A 17,702-nucleotide genomic window follows, 5' to 3' on the forward strand; every position below is an offset into this window, starting at 1 on the left:
ACTTTTATATCATAAAAATAGATGAGAGTGTGTAGGGGCGACCCGCTTGCTTAAAGAAACAATTGGAGTTTATTCAAATGATTGGGTCGCCCTATATCACATGGAATTAATCATTGTAACGATCCCCGCTTAAATCCTGAACAGTAATTGTTTTTAATCCATCATCTTTCCAAAATACCACTGCATGCCAGTCTCGAAACATTCTTTGTTGGCTAGCGCCATTGAGTGGATAGGCTGGCTCTCGATAAATCCGTACTCCCCACCCCATACTCAACTTTTCCTGTTCAAGCATTTCCAGAATCGCATCCCGACGAGCCAAAAGAACTGTACCACGAGGAGACTGCCAACGTTCTCCTGAACGATTTAAGGTAAAGGCTAGAACTTCTCCGCTAGCGGATAGAAATTGTCCTGCCTTAAAATCCACAATACCCAGTGTTTCTCGGAGTCTTTTAGCTGGCATCCATTCCTCAGTCTCACCGCTTGCAGCTTCCCAATGAAACTGACAGGTAGCTGCCTGGATATCAAATTTTACAGGTTTTCCCGCTATATCTAAAGTGGGGTAATCAATTAATCCTTCTGCTTCCTGAATCCAGGAAGCCCATGCTAATTCACAGGGATCACAATAAGTTTGTACTGAGACGATGTCAGAACAGAACTCATAGAACCTGGGCAATACTCTCAACTGAACATCTTCTTCCAGAAGAGGTAATCCACTTGATGGAAATAAGAAACTCGATATCCACAAGACTGACTCAGCCTGACTATCTGCATGTCGTTCGGTAGCGACTGAACGTAACACCACCCATTCATAATTTCTTGCCCATTCAGGAAGCTGTTCCGAATTGGGGAAAAGTAAAGGTTGAACATCAGGTATAGGAGCCTTCTTGACCCACTCATTTGCTCGATTAACCTGAGTAGTTTCAGATAAATCCGTATCCGGAATCAGTTCTGAAAAATCTAAAAATTGATTTATTGGGGATTGACGAAAGCCTACATCTGAAGCTGGATTGGTTATCTCCGTAAACAGACCTATATCTATTGGAGGCTTCCAGTATTTGTTCCAAGTATACGCATCAAGACGATCAGCTAAAAATCCAGTTAATTCATTAGTAGCTGCCCAAACATATTTTTCAGCCAAAGTGGCAATAGAGCTTCGTGAGCCATGAGTTGCTGGAGTGTATTTGCGAGCTATCGCAATATCTGCACCGATAATTTCACCCGATTTACCACCATTCGGTGTTTTCCTAAAAATATCTTCAGACCAACCCAGTTGATTTGTATAGGCGACAACAAAACCGAAAGTAAAGTTTTTGGGGGTTAACTCTTGAAGATTATACTCAGCAATATAGCGTGACAAAAGAGCCTGTGCTGATGGCGAAAAACCAGACTTTGATTGGGTTTCATCGTGAACTTCAGCTAGTTCTTCCTCTTCAGCTTCGTCCTCAGTCCTTCCCCAGTGTTGTAATAATTCATGTTGTTCTTCATCTGTTGCGGTATCAAACGCTTTTCTTATTCCCTGCCATATTGCTTTTTCTATCAAAAAGTTTTCCACACGTTGGCGAGCTTGAGGTTCAGCAGACTGTCTCAATAAACCTTCGATAAATTTATACAGTATCGTTTTGTCAATATTTTCAATGTTATCAGCCTCTTTCTCTTTTTGTTGTTGGCTATGGTTTCTATGGGTTTTTGAAAGTCTGCTTTCATTAAAGAAACGTTTAATCGCTCTTGACAAAACATACCGATCCAGATTGTAAGTAACTCGTTTCATTATCAAATGTTTATTTACTTCAATAGCTGCTTGTCTATCAATAGGAAGCATTTCTTCAGGATCGACATGAGGGTGGCGAACATAAACTAGCCTGTCTTCATCAACTGGAACCTGACAAATAACACAACGTTCAATCATGCTTTTCGCACTGTGCCGAACAATTACATCATGGGTATAAAGTGGTGCATTTGGAACAAAGAAATTATCAATAATCCAGTTACATAGTGGTAGCCATTCTGCGTTGGGTCGAGTCAAACACGAAGCGCCATAAGCAGCGGAAAGGATATCCTCTCGCATCTGTGGGTCATTGGTTTGGCAAGCGCATTTCAGCAGATTCAGTAACTCATCAGGTTTGTTACTTCCCCAAACAGCAAGTTGTTCTCGAATGCGACGACGGAGGTTATTTTTGACTGTAGTTGTTGCCCAAGCTAATAATAATGGTGCAGCATCCCAGGGATCATCATCCGCTATTTCTAGTTTATCTAGTACCGGAGTTCCAAATCCTTCCCAGGGAGCGCCATGATTAGCAGGCAAGTAGTTAGGTCCCGACCAAAACAGATCGCGCTTGGCTACTTGCATGGGTAATAATGTATCGTGAATAAACTTGGCTCCATAGAAGTAACCAGGTATCCTAAGTCCGGGAATGACTAATCGCTCTAAAACTTTCCTGCAACTGGGCATATTTCGCTGGAAGAGTTCAACCACCCAGTCTTGATAAGCTAATCCTTTTTCTGGAGGCATCATCAAGATTGTTGTTAATCGTAATTCTTCCCGTTTTTGCTCACTTAAATCATTGCTCCACAATCCTGTAGTAAAGAAGTCATAGCCCTCTTTGCCAAGAAGATAGGCAGTAAGTACAATGGTGTTCTCCCGATCCTTTAAGTACGTTGGCATAGTGGGAGTATCTGGGTCAGTTTTTGCATTGTTGTAGGCTTCCCAAGCTAGGAGAAAATCGGTTAAGGTTTCGTAGGCAGGTTCCCACAATAATAGGTCAGGTTCTAATGGATCATCTGATGGCTGTTTTCTAAGTAGCAGCAGTCCATGATTCAGACAGTTATCAAGGATGCTTAACAACTGTGGTTTAGATAGAATACCTGGAGTTTTTTGTACCGCTTCAGCCACTTGTAAAGCCTTTTCCTGAGACAAGGCTTTTCCTTCATTCAAACAAGCTTTAACAATTCCCCGAAGAGTATCACGAACAGGAGTAATTGTGTCAAGCCAACCTTCTGGATCATTCTCTCGAATAGCACGCTCGGTATGCTCAATCTTTTTAAGTATCAGAGTAACCAGTGAGAATTCTTGGAGGGTGACGCTATCAATATGTTGACCTTGGTATAAATCAGCAAAAAGTCGAATAGCTAGGGGAGTCTGTAACGCCCAACGTAAAATTGGAGGACATTCAATTCGATTGACTTTGCAGTAGGATGCAAAAATATCCCTAAGCGGTGCATCAGAACCATTTAACCAAACTTGGCTGATGTCTTTGGGTATCGATAGGCGTCGATAAAGACTGGTGCGGAGTGAACAGATGAAAAGAATCCTGGGATATTGTTTGGCTAAAGGGAGTAGTTCTCCAAGTTTTTCCGCCCAACGTTCTGCTCTAGATGTCTCATCTAAACCATCAATAGCGACTAAGACACGAACAGATTTAAATTCTGAATCATCCGTAATATTAAAAGTGGCTTGAACTTCAGCTTGAATTGCTGCTGTCTTCAATGCATCAAGCACTTGACTTAGATTCCATCCTGACTCACCAACAGCATCAGCTAGCACAGTGTCCCAACTTTGGCTCAGATCAATATCTTTAGCACGAATTAAAATGGCGGGTTTTCCATCTTCTAAGTGCTGACGAACTGCATCAGCTAAGGCATGAGTTTTACCCACTCCCGGCTCACCAATATAGGCAGCAGGTTGCCCTAACTCTTGGAGCTTTTGAGGAGTCACTTCTCGCATCTCCCAACGATCTAAGGCATCCTCAAGCTGCTTGCCAATATCAGATGTTGTTGAGGCGGAACTACCCCACTGTAAGGATACATTATCGTGCGATAACACATCTATGAGCTGCCAAGTATCTGCCGGAGTAATGACTTCATATTCAAGATTGAGCAAAGGAAAACTATTATCTGGTGTCAGCCGTTTTTCGATTTCCTGCTGCTGGGCAATGGCAGATATTAACCAGGCTTCTGTTGCTGTAATCAGAGCTTCTGCATCATCTCGCTGCATAAACTCTGGATACCATCTGAGACGCAGAACCGCTCGATGAGCTTGTTCGAGAAGAATACGGATCTGGCTTACCTCTGATAACCATTTTGGGCGGGAAGCGGGTCCATTGAGTCGCAACTGTAGATCAGATTCTATCTGACCAGAGATCAATCGTGATATGGGGATACTGCTGATTCGATTCCTTGATAAAATTATCCCAGCGATCGCGTTCTGTTTTTGTCTGTCGCTTTTCTGTTTTTGCATCGCTTAAATCTCTAGGAATGGTGACAATGTAGCGGCTTAATCCGCTTCTATTCTCTGAGGCTGTCTTTAGAGACTTTCTAATCTGTTCTATCTGAGAAGACTTCAGAGGTTCTCTAAACCACTTCGCTTGCAATCCGATAACCTGATCATCCTTGAGTTGAGTATATGCCTCAACACCACCATCGCCACCCGCACCATTAACGAACATGACTCGCCTAATTTGACCCGCATACTCCCGATGACACCAGCGCTCAAATAGGGTTCCTGTCAGCGCTTCAAAGGCACGTTCAGGAGCATCACCATGAAGATTAAACCTAGACCAGTCCAAGTTCTTTGTCTCTCAAATTAGCGTCTACTCTCACCATGTTAATCAATCCAGGACTTATACCAAATCTGGGTTAGCTACCCCCTTATAACCCTGAGGCTTCACGGGAAACCACGAAACCGGCGAATCGGGGCGGGTTTAGTTGCATCTGGGTGCAATCGAAGAGATAGTAGTGAAACCCGCCCCTACACATTTACGTGCCATACCTGACGCTTCAGGGCGTTAGGTCAAAATTATGATATGCCGTGAAAAGTCAGCTTTAAGCTGTTCGGCGTTTAAACGCTAATGTCAAGAATAGAAAAATCCTTGCCGTAGTGCGAGCATCTTGCTCGCTACATTGAGCATCTTGCTCGCTACTAATACTTATAACCCAGTCCGCGCAGGCGGACTTTGTTTGTGTAGCAGCGATTTCAATCGCCATAGTTCAAATTAACTCTATACTATGAACCCACGCCAAAAACTGACTCACCATTATTTCGCCCTGGCTGGAATCATTATTCTGGGAACCCTCCTCCGATTTTGGCAGCTTGACTTAAAACCCCTGTGGCTGGATGAAGTTCTCACGGCTTTCTTTAGCTTGGGACGGGAGTATAATGATTTACCATTAGATATAGTATTTCCCTTGTCCACCCTCCAAGAATTCTTCACCCTCCAACCCGAAACTAGCTGTCGAGACATTGCCCAAACCCTTGCCCAACAATCCACGCATCCTCCCTTATTCTTTTGCTTAATGCATTCGTGGCTAAGGTGGATGGGAACCGAATCATTAGCGTGGGCGTTGCGTTCATTTCCTGCCTTAATCGGAGTCGGTGCGATCGCGGCAATTTACTGTCTCAATCGTCTCATCTTTTCGCCCATCGCGGGATTAATCGCTGCTGCGTTAATGGCGGTGTCTCCTTTTGCGGTTTACCTGTCTCAGGAAGCGCGTCACTACACGTTACCCATGTTGCTTATTATTCTGGCATTATTGGCATTAATCCCGATTCAGCAGCGTCTATACCATCAGCAAATGCCTTCCCCGTGGCTATGGTGCGGTTGGGGAATCGTCAACAGTATCGGTTGTTATGTCCATTACTTTTTTCTTCTGGCTGTCATTGCCCAAGTTTTGACCCTAATTTCCGGGATGATTGGGTATCGTCGGCGTCTACCCGGCGGGAGTTGGAGTGTTGTGGCGCTGGTAATGGCGGGAATGGCAGTGAGTTATCTACCGTGGTGGGGTATGCTTTTGGCAGATGTGGGGCGTCCAGAAACCAGTTGGCTACCGCCACCGGATAGTATTACGCCTCTGTTGCAATTACTGGTGGGTTGGTTCCTGATGGTGATTGCTTTACCCGTAGAAAATCAACCTTTGTGGATTGTGATACCCATGGGAGGATTAACGTTGGGATTGGGGAGTTGGATTATTTGGCGGGGAGGCGTGGGAGTGAAACGATTGCTGTGTCAGCCTTCAACCCAGTTAGCTACATTGACGCTATTCGGGTTTACTTTGGCTGTATTACTGCAATTTCTGGCAATTATTTACGGATTAGGTAAGGATATCTCCATTGTCCCCCGTTATAACTTTGTCTATTATCCGGCGATTTGTGCGTTATTAGCCGCGAGTTTAACTGTAAATGTAGAGACGCGCCATGGCGTATCTGGGCTTAGGGGTGCTGAAGTACAGGCAAAATGGGAAATCATCTTACCCTTAGCTATCTCTCTGGTGAGTACAGTTTGTGTGGTGGCGAATTTGGTGTTTCTCAAACCCTATCATCCTCAGCAGGTGGCGCAAAATATGACAATTGAACCGACTGTTCCCTTGATCATGGTGATGGGATATCAGGATCTTCAGGATGTAGGATTAGGATTGAGCTTTGCCTTGGCATTAGAGAACGTATCAGAGGGGGGGAGTCAGGAGGGCGATCGCACAGTAGCATTTTTAAGTCGCCAACAGGGATATGATAAAGTCTGGCAACAGTTATTGGAATTAGCCATACCTTCTGTGTCTCCGTTGAATCTATGGGTCATCGCTCCCGGCTTGAAGCGGCGAGACTATCCCCAAACTCTTGCGATCGCGAACCAAAAAACCTGTATCCTTGATCCGAGTCACCATTACCGGATTGGTATTCCCTATCAGTTATACCGATGTGGTTAAAATTTGGCGTAAGCTACACCAGAAAGGATGTTTTCGGCAACAGTTGCAATGAAAGAAAGTATTATTAAGTCTATTCGAGGACTCGCCGCTCTAATTTTGGCGTTGGTGTTGGTTTGGGTTCCCCTATCCGCCCAAGCAGCCAATCCCTCTGCCCGACAGCTTATTAATGACGGCGCATCTGATCTGAGTACCATGGATTTCTCCGGTCAAAATTTAGCTGAACTGGAGATATCTAAAATGAATCTGACGCAAACGAATTTAAGCAATACCGATTTACGCAGTGTGGTGATAAGTGATTCGACGATGACTGAGGCGAATCTACAAGGTGCAGATTTTTCATACAGCATTGCTTATAAGGTTAACTTCAAAGGAGCTGATCTAAGTGATGCGGTTCTAGAGGAAGCGATTTTGTTAGGTTCTCGCTTGGATGACGTTAAGATTACGGGGGCTGATTTCAGCAATGCAGTTTTAGATCGCTTACAAGTCCAAAATCTCTGTACTAGAGCCAGTGGGGTTAACTCAAAAACGGGGGTAGAGACTCGCGCATCCTTAGGATGTCGGTGAGGTAAGGGAACAGGGAACAGGGAACAGTTTCGACGCCCAGTAATCAGGAAGATTCTGCGATCGCTTTCTCCTTGCTCCCCTGTCCCCAGATCTCCCCATGCAACAGAAGCTACGCATCCTCTGACGCCCCGTGCGCTCTACCCCGACGTACTCAAACACAAAATTCAGGTGACCAGTCTTGATGACCGCGCTCAGGGTAACATTTGAACTGAGATCCTGCCCAAATCATCTGCCATTGTTCATTCGCTTGAGCCGAGGGATTTTTCTGGAACTCAACGCGATATCGGATACCTCTAACCGAATCATCCTTTAATCCAGTTTGAATTAGGGTAACAATTGCCTGATCCGGTTGAGGATAGGAAACATCGACGGTGGGTGAATCCGTGTCAGCGTCGCTAGTACCAAACGCTGAGAGTGCGATCGCCTTGGGATCACTCCCGGTTAAACTCGTCCTATCTGTCTGTTGGGATAGATCAATAGAACGATAGTTTTCCCGGTTAGCTGCTGGCGTCTGAGGCGATGAAAAATTTTGCTGGGGAGTTGAATTACCGGGAGAATCGGGGGATGGCTCAGTCGATGAGGAAGTCGTTTTGTCAGGTGAGGGATTAGCGGCTGTAACTGTCGCTTCTGGGCGATTACTGGTACAAGCCGTCAGCAGGATTACCATACCAGCGAGACTCACCAAAGAAATTTTGCCCGATTTGACCATCCAATCCATCAGCTTTCTATGTAAGCGGCTAATTCTATTGTAGGTTGGTATGGAGAAGCACCCAGATTTAGAGGCGGGTGGGTAATCCCTATTTCCTGTTCCCTGTTCCCTGTTCCCTGTTCCCCATTCCCCGTTCCCTCTTTTCGACCTCTATATATAGTTTGAGAACCCGTCATCAAGCTAAAATGCGATCTGGCAAATGCTATTGTTATTTAACGCCTAGTTCATAGGGAATACCACCTCATGATCCACGAAGTTTTCATGCCCGCCCTTAGCTCCACCATGACCGAAGGTAAAATTGTCTCTTGGGTAAAATCTCCAGGGGACAAAATAGAAAAAGGCGAAACCGTGGTAGTGGTTGAGTCTGACAAGGCGGATATGGATGTGGAGTCGTTCTATGAGGGCTATCTAGCCGTCATTACTGTACCCGCAGGTGAAACCGTACCTGTCGGAGAGGCAATTGCCCTACTAGCCGAAACTCCTGACGAAATTGAGACGGCTAAACAACAAGCCTCCCAATCCAGTTCCGCCTCAGACTCAGCCAGTACTCCGCCTGATCAAACGCCAACAGATCAAACGCCAAAACCTGAATCTGAACCTGCTACTGTTTCAGCCGCTTCCCAAGCGCAAGATACCCCTAGTCGTCGTAATGGACGCACTGTCGCCTCGCCTAGGGCGAAGAAATTAGCGAAAGAGTTGAAGGTTGAACTCGATACATTGACAGGTAGTGGTCCTCACGGACGCATTGTGGCAGAAGATGTGGAAGCCGCTGCTGGCAAAACGACCCAACCCGAACCCGCCGCTGCACCGCAACAGCCAACGCCTGAGCCTGCGACTCAACCGACGGCTACACCAACCACGCCTGTAGCTATACCCCAAGGAGAAGTGGTTCCCTTCAACACCCTGCAAAATGCTGTGGTGCGGAATATGGTGGCAAGTCTTCAGGTGCCATCCTTCCGGGTGGGGTATACCATCACCACTAATGAATTGGATAAGCTGTATAAACAAATTAAGCCTAAGGGCGTAACCATGACTGCCCTATTAGCGAAAGCCGTCGCTGTGACATTGAAACAACATCCAAAGATAAATGCCAGTTATACGGAAAAGGGGATTCAGTATCATGCTGGCATCAATGTGGCTGTTGCTGTGGCTATGGCAGATGGGGGACTGATTACACCAACGCTACAAAAAGCCGATGAGGTGGATATTTATTCCTTGTCTCGCACCTGGAAAGGGTTGGTTGAACGCTCCCGGCGCAAGCAGTTGCAACCGGAGGAATATAGTTCCGGTACGTTTACGATCTCGAATTTGGGGATGTATGGCGTTGACCGATTTGATGCAATTTTACCGCCGGGACAAGGGGCAATCATGGCGATTGGCGCATCACGTCCGCAAGTTGTGGCGACAACGGATGGCATGATGGGTGTGCAGAATCAGATGCAGGTGAATATGACCTGTGATCACCGGATTATTTACGGTGCTGATGCAGCAGCATTCCTGCAAGATTTGGCGAAGTTGATTGAAACCAATCCGCAATCGTTGACGCTGTAATCGGATTTTGTCCTGTAACACACACGATCAAATAGTGGCGAAGGGCGGGTTTTGCCTTTGAGGTTATCGGTAGATAGTCAAATTAAACGGCTAAACCCGCCCCTACAATTGACGGATGAATTTTTGACAGTCAAGGATTCAATTCCAAACAATTTGTAAATCTAAAATAAAGCCAGGTAAGCTGTTCGGCATTTAAACCTTAATATCAATAATGGCGCAATCCTTGTAGTGCGAGCATCTTGCTCGCTACTAATACCCAATTTAAATGCATGACAGCTTAGAACATCTTCTCCCGATAACTGGATAGGATTTTCCAGGATTTCTACGGTTTGCCCTTGGCGGTAAATTTCAACGCGACGAGTTGGTCGATAGAGTAACCAACCCAGTCTGACTTGATTATCCATGTATTCTTGCATTTTAGCTTGGGTTTCTGATAACGTATCGCTGGGTGACATTAACTCCAAAACAAAATCCGGAGCAATGGGTGGAAACTTTTCTTTTTGTTCCTCTGTCAGCGCATCCCATCGTTCTTGTTGAACCCAAGCCACATCGGGAGAACGGTTCGCCCCATTGGGTAGGTGAAAACAGGTGGAAGAGTCGAAGACTTCTCCCAATCCCGTTTGTCGATTCCAAATAACGAAATCAGCGATAATTCCAGCATTTCGTTTTCCCGTTTCTCCGCCTGTGGGGGACACGATGATTAATTCTCCTTTGGCATTGCGTTCAAATTTTACGTCGGGATTGAGTCGGCAAAGATGATAAAATTGCTCTTGATTCAGGTGAACAATTGGATTGAGGTTAATCGTAACGGCTGTCATAAGTAGTTAAGATAGAAAGCAATTGATACAGTTAAAGACTATTTTACGCGATCGCTTAATTTCCCTCGCCATCAACGCTCAGAACTGGTGCAGGTTTTACCATTACACCACCATCTGTCGGGAACCCTTGATGAACATTGGTGTAAACTTAAGGTTGAAAGCTTTACTTAATCAGAGATCCCCCCTAGCCCCCCTTCAAAAGGGGGGAACAAGAAAGGTAGGGTAAGCAAACGATGTCTGAACAGTTCGTCCAAGGTGAAACAATAGCCGCGATCGCAACTGCTGTCGTTCCCCAACAGGGGAGTGTGGGAATTGTGCGGGTGTCGGGCGAAAATGCCTTAGAAATCGCCCGTCAACTATTCCACGCACCAGGGCGTCAAGCTTGGCAGACTCACCGCATTCTCTATGGGTATGTGCGTCATCCTCAAACCCAACAGATCGTGGATGAAGCCCTACTCCTAATTATGCAATCCCCTCGCTCTTATACTCGTGAAGATGTCGTCGAGTTCCATTGTCACGGTGGGATTATGCCTGTGCAGCAGGTGTTGCAACTCTGCTTAGAGTTAGGCGCACGATTAGCCCAACCGGGAGAGTTTACCCTGCGGGCATTTTTAAATGGGCGGTTAGATTTAACCCAAGCTGAAAGTATCGCTGACTTAGTGGGTTCTCGTTCCCCCGCCGCCGCCCAAGCTGCATTGGCGGGAATGCAAGGGAAGCTAGCTGTACCGATTCGCCAACTCCGGGCGACGTGTTTAGATAACTTGGCAGAAATTGAAGCCCGTATCGACTTTGAGGAAGATTTACCGCCCTTAGATGAAGCCGGGATCGTTGCTCAACTGCAACAAGTATTAACGGATATTAAGCAAATTCTCGCCACCGCCGATCGCGGTCAATTATTGCGAACAGGCTTAAACATCGCCATTGTCGGGCGTCCGAATGTGGGTAAATCCAGCTTATTGAACGCCTGGAGTCGCAGCGATCGCGCGATCGTTACTGACTTACCCGGTACAACTCGTGATGTGGTAGAGTCGCAGTTAGTCGTTGGTGGCATCCCCATACAGGTTCTAGATACCGCCGGAATCCGGGAAACCGTGGATCAAGTCGAGAAAATTGGCGTTGAGCGATCGCGCCGTGCGGCTGAGGCGGCTGATTTAATTGTATTGGTGATTGAAGCGACGACAGGGTGGACAACAGAAGACCAAGAAATTTACACCCAAGTCAAACACCGCCCCCTAATTTTAGTGATTAATAAAACCGATCTCACCCCCGCCGATTCTGTCTCCTATCCGGATAGTATTGACCGAGTAATTACAGCCGCCGTCACTAAAAATGAAGGGATTGAGGCATTAGAACAAGGGATTCTGGAAGCCGTACAAACGGGAACCCTGCACGCGGCTGACTTAGATTTAGCGATTAACCAGCGACAAGCCGCCGCCCTAACCCAAGCCAAGATAGCATTGGAACAGGTACAAGAAACTATCGCCCAACAGTTACCCTTAGATTTTTGGACAATTGATTTACGTGGCGCGATTCAAGCCTTAGGTGAAATTACTGGGGAAGAGGTAACGGAATCCGTGCTTGACCGGATTTTTAGTCGCTTTTGTATTGGCAAGTAGGTTTCCTGATGTTACTCGAATTAAGGGGTTTATTAGTAAAGGCTAAAGCCTTTAAACTTTTAATTGAGTTTAACCGGACATGATATAAAGGGCGCAAGGATGATGCCCCTACAGACAGATATTCAGGTATTTTTAGAGCGAGAAAGGAGTAACTATGCCCTTGATAATTTAGTCCGCGCCAGCGGACTTTGTTTGTGTAGGCGTCACTTCCAGTCGCCGGGACAACTGATAGTCACTTTTTTTTCACATTTATCAAGGAACAATAGAGAAGAATCATCATACATGTTGCGACGGTGCTAACAATGAACTCTAACGAGATGAGGAATCAAGCCTCTATTACCAGCCCATCCAGGGAATTGAATCCAAACATCAAAGCCCCTGATCCGATTCCGGTAAATAGCGATATAATAAAAGCTTTACCGAGTCCCCTTGCCCTGCCGTTGCATTTTTCTTTGAGCATTTTGGAACCCAGGAACGAGGAATTAGACCAGCCCATCCAACCCCCAAGCGCCACAGGATGCTTAGGCGAAGATCAATTTGCCCTCGCCTTCCGCTTGTCTCCCAACGCCATGGCAATCAGCACCCTAGCTGATGGACGCTTGTTGGCGGTCAATGATCGGTTACTTCACCTAGTCGGGTATCAAAAAGACGAACTGATTGGCACAAGCACAGTCGAATTAAAGTTTTGGCTGCATCCAGAGGAGCGTACTCGCTTTATCCAGCAATTACAAACTCAGGGAACCATTCACAATTACGAATTTGATTTTCGTCTCAAATCAGGACAGGTAAAAACGGGGTTATTATCAGCAAATATTATTAACTTTAGTGGACAAGACTGCTTACTCAGTATCATTAACGACATCACTGAACGCAAACATGCTGAGGAACAAGTAACACGTCTAGCTAAAATGAGCCAAGCCATTAGTAGTGCGACGGATTTTCAGACTGCATTGGATATCGCCTTACATCAAGTCTGCGAAATTACAGGCTGGAGTTATGGCGAAGTGTGGATTCCCGCGACGGATGGTATGGCATTAGAATGTAGCCCAAGTTGGTATGGTAAACGTACAGATATCGATTCTCCAGACGCCACAAAATTCGACCAATTTCGAGAGTACAGTGCTGCCTTAACCATCTTACCCAATGAAGAATTACCGGGACGAGTATGGCATCGAGTTCAGCCGGAGTGGGTTGATGATTTAGCGACGTTTCCAGATGACCTTTTCCTGAGATTAGACCTCGCGGTTAAATGCGGATTTAACTCAGCATTTGCCGTCCCCATCGTGACACCAACCGCTGCTCAAGAACCCGTTTCAGTCTTAGCCGTGCTGGTATTTTTCATGGCAAAAAAATACCCACCTGACCATCATTTCTTTGAGCTAGTCACGGTTATTTCTAATCAGTTAGGTAGTGTGATGCAGCAGAAGAAAGCGGTCACAGAGATGCAAGCCCTTTTCGCCGCGATGACAGATGTGGTGTTGGTGATTGATGCCTCAGGACGATGCCTAAAAATTGCCCCCACGAATCCCCTGAGTGACTACAAGCCATCAGCCGAAATTGTGGGTAAAACCTTACACGAACAGTTCCCAGTTAAGCAAGCTGATTTTATTCTCCAAGCTATCCAAGAGGCTCTTTTAACTCAGCAAACGGTTAGTATTGACTATCAATTGACCGTTGCCGGACGAGATAGTTGGTTCGCGGCTAACCTATCACCTCTGTCTCATGATAGTGTGATTTGGGCAGCACGGGATATCAGTGAGAGTAAATTACTGGAAAATAAGCTGCGAACGTCGGAAAGTAAAATGCGCCTATTTTTTGAGGCGATGAATGCGATTGTTTTAATTATTGATGTTCAAGACCATACAATCGCAAATATCGAAATAGCGCCGACGAACCCCACCCGATTCTATGACTTTTACATTGACCCAATTAACCAAACAATCGAATATCTTTTTCAAGAGGAAACGGCTCAGGATTGGTTAGATAAGATTCAACAGGCGCTAACCACTCAGCACACGATCTATTTTGATTATAGTCTACAAAGTGAAGACAATACCGTATGGTTTGCCGCCAGTATTTCGGCAATTTCTGACCAATCGATTATTTGGGTGGCGCGTGATATTACCGATCGCAAGCAGGCAGAGGCGGCGTTACAGGTAGAGCAAGAAAAGTCTGAGCAGTTATTACTAAATATCTTACCCGAACTGATTGCCCATCGGCTTAAGCAAGATCAGAGGGCGATTGCAGAACATTTTGATCAGGTGACAATTCTGTTTGCCGATATTGTTGGATTTACACCGTTATCGGCACGTCTACAACCGATTGAATTGGTAAATATGTTGAATCAAATCTTTTCCACATTTGATCAGCTAGCGGATCAGTATGGGTTGGAGAAGATTAAAACCATTGGTGATGCGTATATGGTTGTTGGCGGTTTACCTCGTCCCCTAGACGATCATGCCACAGCGATCGCGCAGATGGCGTTGGATATGCAAGAAGCAATTCATGAATTTCAAAAGCAACAGGGGGAGTCGTTTGAAATTCGCATTGGGATTAACACCGGATCAGTCGTGGCAGGTGTGATTGGTAGGAAAAAATTTATCTATGATTTATGGGGAGATGCGGTTAATGTTGCCTCTCGCATGGAATCATCAGGAGAACCGGGTAAAATTCAAGTTACCGCTACTACATACCAACAGTTACAGCACAAGTTTATCTTTGAACAGCGAGGTGCTGTCAAAGTTAAGGGTAAAGGCGATATGATTACTTATTGGCTGCTGGGTAGGAGTAAATGATGACTGTTTAGCTTATTCATCCTTTCTAATCAGTTGAGCAATAAGAGGGGCAACTGAGACAATCTGCAACTGAGACCAATTCTCAGCGTTAATTGATATTGTATCCGTCGCCAAAATCTGTTGGATACTGTCATGACTAAGCTTCTGGCGGGCGTCTTGAAGAAATAGCCCATGAGTAACAGCAACTGTCATCTCTGGGCGGGCACCCGCATCGAGTAAGGCGTCTACCGTCTTAGCAATTGTACCCCCGGTGGAAATCATATCATCTATGATCAGGCAGGGGCGATCGCGCACTTCTCCCACGATCCGCGTTACCTGGGTTTGAGTCCCGCTTTGTCGTTGCTTATGCACTACAATTACAGAGGTATCAAGGATTTGGGCATACTCCGTCGCCATCGATACCCGTCCCGTATCGGGGGACACCACCACCACATCAGCAGGTAAGCGATCGCGCAGGGTTTCGCCTAAAATTGATACAGCCGATAAACTATCCACAGGAATGCGGAAAAAGCCCTCAATCTGGGGTGCATGTAAATCCAGGGTAATCACGCGATCGATCCCCACAGTCTGCATAATCTCAGCCACCATACTGGCGGTAATCGGTTCGTGACAACCATGGCGTTTATCTGCACGGGCATAGCCAAAGTAGGGAATAATCGCTGTAATTTGCCTCGCTGCTGCCCGACGACAGGCATCTGCAAATGCTAAGAGTTCCATCAGATGGTCGTTAACGGGGGGAGAAGTAGACTGGATGATAAAAACCGACTTCTGCCGCACCGACTCCTGTAATTGTACCGTGACTTCCCCATCTGGGAATTGCTGCGCCGTACAATTTCCCAAGGGTATATTTAAGTCTTGGGCGATCGCTTTCGCTAATCCAGGATTAGCCCTACCTGCAAACAGAATTATATTATTCATCGACCATCTCTATTTCAATCAACTCTTTTATCCTTAGCGCAACCGCGAATATTCTAAATCTGCTAGAAGTTAGATGCATTCTTAACCTGATGCAGGGCGACCCGATAAGATTGATAGGTCGGTTCTGCTATTTTTTACAGCGGGTTCTCCCTACATGTCAAATGTGGCGGTGTCAGATAATTCATGATAAGCGATTCAGGATGACGCCAATACAATTAATGGGTTGATTTTGGACGGTGGTTCATGCCGATTTTTATTTGAATTGGCGATACCTAATACAGGGCGACCCGATAAAATTGATAGGTTGGTTCTGTTCTTTTTTGCAGCGGGTCGCCCCTACATGTCAAATATGATGATGTCAGATAATTCATGATAGGTGATTCAAGGTGACGCCAATACAATTAATGGGTTGATTTTGGGCGGTGGTTCATGCCGATTTTTATTTGAATTGGTGATACCTGATGCAGGGCGACCCGATAAAATTGATGGGTCGGTTCTGTTATTTTTTGCAGCGGGTCGCCCCTACAGTTTAATTAATGCCAATAAAATCGATAGTTGGATTAATTTGTGCGGTAGATCATGTTTATATTTCATTTATTTCCAATATCTAATGCAATGCAACCCGATTGTATCCCTGACTTTTGGCGTGATAGAGTGCCTTATTCGCTCGTTGAATAATTACCTCGATGTTGGCATCGTCTAATTGATAACTAGCTACACCAACTGTTACCGTCATTTGCACCTGTTTATCGCCAATCCCTATAGTAATTTGTTCCAGCCGCTTTCTCAAACGTTCAGCCACACGTATCGCCCCACTACTATCGGTTTCAGGAAGTAATGTGACAAACTCTTCACCGCCAAATCGTCCACAATAATCTGCTTCACGCAATGAACCAACGATGCTTTTTGCTACACCCTTAAGCACTTCATCTCCCATCGTATGTCCATACTCATCATTGATTTGCTTAAAGTTGTCAATGTCAATCATCAGGATAGACATGAAACGTTTGTAACGAGAGGCTCGATTAAATTCTTGATAAGCAACAGTTAAAAAATGGCGGCGATTCCAGAGTCCTGTTAGGGGATCAGTAATCGCTAATTTTCTCAACAAATTCGTTAATTTATCGTGTTCTTTAATCAATCGATTCAATTCTTTTTGAGTCTGCTTCAATTCTAAATGGGTTCGGACACGGGCAAGAATCTCTGCTGGATTAAAGGGGTAAGTAATTGTATCGGCTGTACCCTTCTCAAATGCTTCAATTAAATACTCTTGTTCACGAATCGTCCGCATCAGGATAATTGGACTTGTTGTTAGGGGAGGTGGAGACTTAAGATAGTCGCACAACTCTAATCCACTCATATTGGGCATGGTTAAAGCCATAATAATTAAGTCAGGCTTATCAAGGTGTACACGCTCAATCGCATCCTGTCCGTTGCTGACAACAATCGTTTTGTAGCCTTCGGCTTCTAAAATGACATGCAGAATTTGTAAATTATTGGGATTATCATCAACAATCAAAATTAGGAATTTTTCCGGAAAGAATTTTTTCATTGGTCATTATCCTTCACCCTCGGCTATCTTGATATTTTATCGGAGAGTAAGGCAGAATAGTTAATGGAATTGTGACAATAAATGTTGTTCCTTGCCCAGGGGTTGAATGACAATGGATTTGACCTTTGTGTTTGTCAACAATAATTTGGTGACTAATTGACAAGCCTAACCCTGTGCCATTGCCAACAGGTTTGGTGGTGAAAAATGGGTCAAATATATTGTTGGACTTTGGACAAAAAAACTGCATTTGCGTAAAAGTTACGCAAATGCAGTTTTAACTAAATTAAGAGGAAATAATTTGACGATGACCGAAAATTTTTACTCGTCTTTAACTCCTTTATTTTTCCCAGAGATATCCGGCTCAGTTTCTCCTCCAAAACAAACATCTAAATAACTTGACTGGAGAGAATTAATAACTCTTTCCAATTCGTCGATAAGTCCTCTTCTTGTTACTTTTTCCACAGCATCAATATGAGCCTCACTTCC

At 45.1% G+C, this 17,702-nt stretch carries 11 protein-coding genes and 1 pseudogene; 5 read left to right on the forward strand and 7 right to left on the reverse strand.

Annotated elements, in window-relative coordinates:
* Positions 1 to 106: 106 nt before the first annotated feature.
* On the reverse strand, positions 107 to 4,141 hold the full coding sequence (locus RID53_RS30390; RefSeq protein WP_446391643.1) for a hypothetical protein: 4,035 nt from the start codon (positions 4,139 to 4,141) through the stop codon (positions 107 to 109).
* Positions 4,116 to 4,562, reverse strand: coding sequence for a hypothetical protein (locus RID53_RS30395; protein WP_446391644.1), 447 nt, complete (start codon positions 4,560 to 4,562; stop codon positions 4,116 to 4,118). The genes RID53_RS30390 and RID53_RS30395 overlap by 26 nt, the downstream gene beginning before the upstream one ends.
* Positions 4,563 to 5,001: 439 nt before the next feature.
* Between RID53_RS30395 and RID53_RS30400 the strand changes: the two genes are divergently transcribed.
* Both RID53_RS30400 and RID53_RS30405 read left to right on the forward strand, forming a co-directional pair.
* Positions 5,002 to 6,693 carry a glycosyltransferase family 39 protein gene (locus RID53_RS30400; RefSeq protein ID WP_446391645.1) on the forward strand — a complete coding sequence of 564 codons (1,692 nt, stop codon included), beginning with the start codon at positions 5,002 to 5,004 and terminating at the stop codon, positions 6,691 to 6,693.
* Positions 6,694 to 6,741: 48 nt separating this feature from the next.
* Positions 6,742 to 7,257 carry a pentapeptide repeat-containing protein gene (locus RID53_RS30405; protein ID WP_446391646.1) on the forward strand — a complete coding sequence of 172 codons (516 nt, stop codon included), beginning with the start codon at positions 6,742 to 6,744 and terminating at the stop codon, positions 7,255 to 7,257.
* Positions 7,258 to 7,408: 151 nt separating this feature from the next.
* Here the strand turns inward: RID53_RS30405 and RID53_RS30410 are convergent, their stop codons facing one another.
* Positions 7,409 to 7,975 carry a hypothetical protein gene (locus tag RID53_RS30410; RefSeq protein ID WP_446391647.1) on the reverse strand — a complete coding sequence of 189 codons (567 nt, stop codon included), beginning with the start codon at positions 7,973 to 7,975 and terminating at the stop codon, positions 7,409 to 7,411.
* 234 nt (positions 7,976 to 8,209) lie between these two features.
* Between RID53_RS30410 and RID53_RS30415 the strand changes: the two genes are divergently transcribed.
* A complete protein-coding gene (locus RID53_RS30415; protein WP_446391648.1) occupies positions 8,210 to 9,517 on the forward strand; it encodes a dihydrolipoamide acetyltransferase family protein in 1,308 nt (435 codons plus the stop codon).
* A gap of 161 nt (positions 9,518 to 9,678) precedes the next feature.
* On the opposite strand, the gene RID53_RS30420 is transcribed toward RID53_RS30415, so the two are convergent.
* The gene (locus tag RID53_RS30420; RefSeq protein WP_446391649.1) at positions 9,679 to 10,335 is read right to left on the reverse strand and encodes a Uma2 family endonuclease; all 657 of its coding nucleotides are present in this window, start codon (positions 10,333 to 10,335) and stop codon (positions 9,679 to 9,681) included.
* A gap of 233 nt (positions 10,336 to 10,568) precedes the next feature.
* Between RID53_RS30420 and mnmE the strand changes: the two genes are divergently transcribed.
* A complete protein-coding gene (gene mnmE, locus RID53_RS30425; RefSeq protein ID WP_446391650.1) occupies positions 10,569 to 11,951 on the forward strand; it encodes a tRNA uridine-5-carboxymethylaminomethyl(34) synthesis GTPase MnmE in 1,383 nt (460 codons plus the stop codon).
* 302 nt (positions 11,952 to 12,253) lie between these two features.
* Positions 12,254 to 14,746 (forward strand): adenylate/guanylate cyclase domain-containing protein, encoded by a 2,493-nt coding sequence (locus RID53_RS30430; protein ID WP_446391651.1) that lies wholly within the window; start codon positions 12,254 to 12,256, stop codon positions 14,744 to 14,746.
* A gap of 12 nt (positions 14,747 to 14,758) precedes the next feature.
* Here the strand turns inward: RID53_RS30430 and RID53_RS30435 are convergent, their stop codons facing one another.
* The 3 genes and pseudogenes from RID53_RS30435 to RID53_RS30445 all read right to left on the reverse strand — a co-directional run.
* Positions 14,759 to 15,664, reverse strand: coding sequence for a ribose-phosphate diphosphokinase (locus RID53_RS30435; RefSeq protein ID WP_446391652.1), 906 nt, complete (start codon positions 15,662 to 15,664; stop codon positions 14,759 to 14,761).
* Positions 15,665 to 16,271: 607 nt separating this feature from the next.
* On the reverse strand, positions 16,272 to 17,216 hold the full coding sequence (locus tag RID53_RS30440; protein WP_446391653.1) for a diguanylate cyclase: 945 nt from the start codon (positions 17,214 to 17,216) through the stop codon (positions 16,272 to 16,274).
* 13 nt (positions 17,217 to 17,229) lie between these two features.
* Positions 17,230 to 17,433: pseudogene (locus RID53_RS30445) on the reverse strand (sensor histidine kinase); the annotation flags it as partial.
* Between the last annotated feature and the right edge of the window lie 269 nt (positions 17,434 to 17,702).

The organism is Coleofasciculus sp. B1-GNL1-01 (assembly GCF_040220235.1).
In the GTDB taxonomy this organism is placed as follows: domain Bacteria; phylum Cyanobacteriota; class Cyanobacteriia; order Cyanobacteriales; family Coleofasciculaceae; genus Coleofasciculus.

What these genes read in the sequence shown, in the direction of transcription:
- RID53_RS30400 (WP_446391645.1), top strand. Translation starts at nt 5,002, where the DNA reads ATGAACCCACGCCAAAAACTGACTCACCATTATTTCGCCCTGGCTGGA.
- RID53_RS30405 (WP_446391646.1), top strand. Translation starts at nt 6,742, where the DNA reads ATGAAAGAAAGTATTATTAAGTCTATTCGAGGACTCGCCGCTCTAATT.
- RID53_RS30410 (WP_446391647.1), bottom strand. Translation starts at nt 7,975, where the DNA reads ATGGATTGGATGGTCAAATCGGGCAAAATTTCTTTGGTGAGTCTCGCT.
- RID53_RS30415 (WP_446391648.1), top strand. Translation starts at nt 8,210, where the DNA reads ATGATCCACGAAGTTTTCATGCCCGCCCTTAGCTCCACCATGACCGAA.
- RID53_RS30420 (WP_446391649.1), bottom strand. Translation starts at nt 10,335, where the DNA reads ATGACAGCCGTTACGATTAACCTCAATCCAATTGTTCACCTGAATCAA.
- mnmE (WP_446391650.1), top strand. Translation starts at nt 10,569, where the DNA reads ATGTCTGAACAGTTCGTCCAAGGTGAAACAATAGCCGCGATCGCAACT.
- RID53_RS30430 (WP_446391651.1), top strand. Translation starts at nt 12,254, where the DNA reads ATGAACTCTAACGAGATGAGGAATCAAGCCTCTATTACCAGCCCATCC.
- RID53_RS30435 (WP_446391652.1), bottom strand. Translation starts at nt 15,664, where the DNA reads ATGAATAATATAATTCTGTTTGCAGGTAGGGCTAATCCTGGATTAGCG.
- RID53_RS30440 (WP_446391653.1), bottom strand. Translation starts at nt 17,216, where the DNA reads ATGAAAAAATTCTTTCCGGAAAAATTCCTAATTTTGATTGTTGATGAT.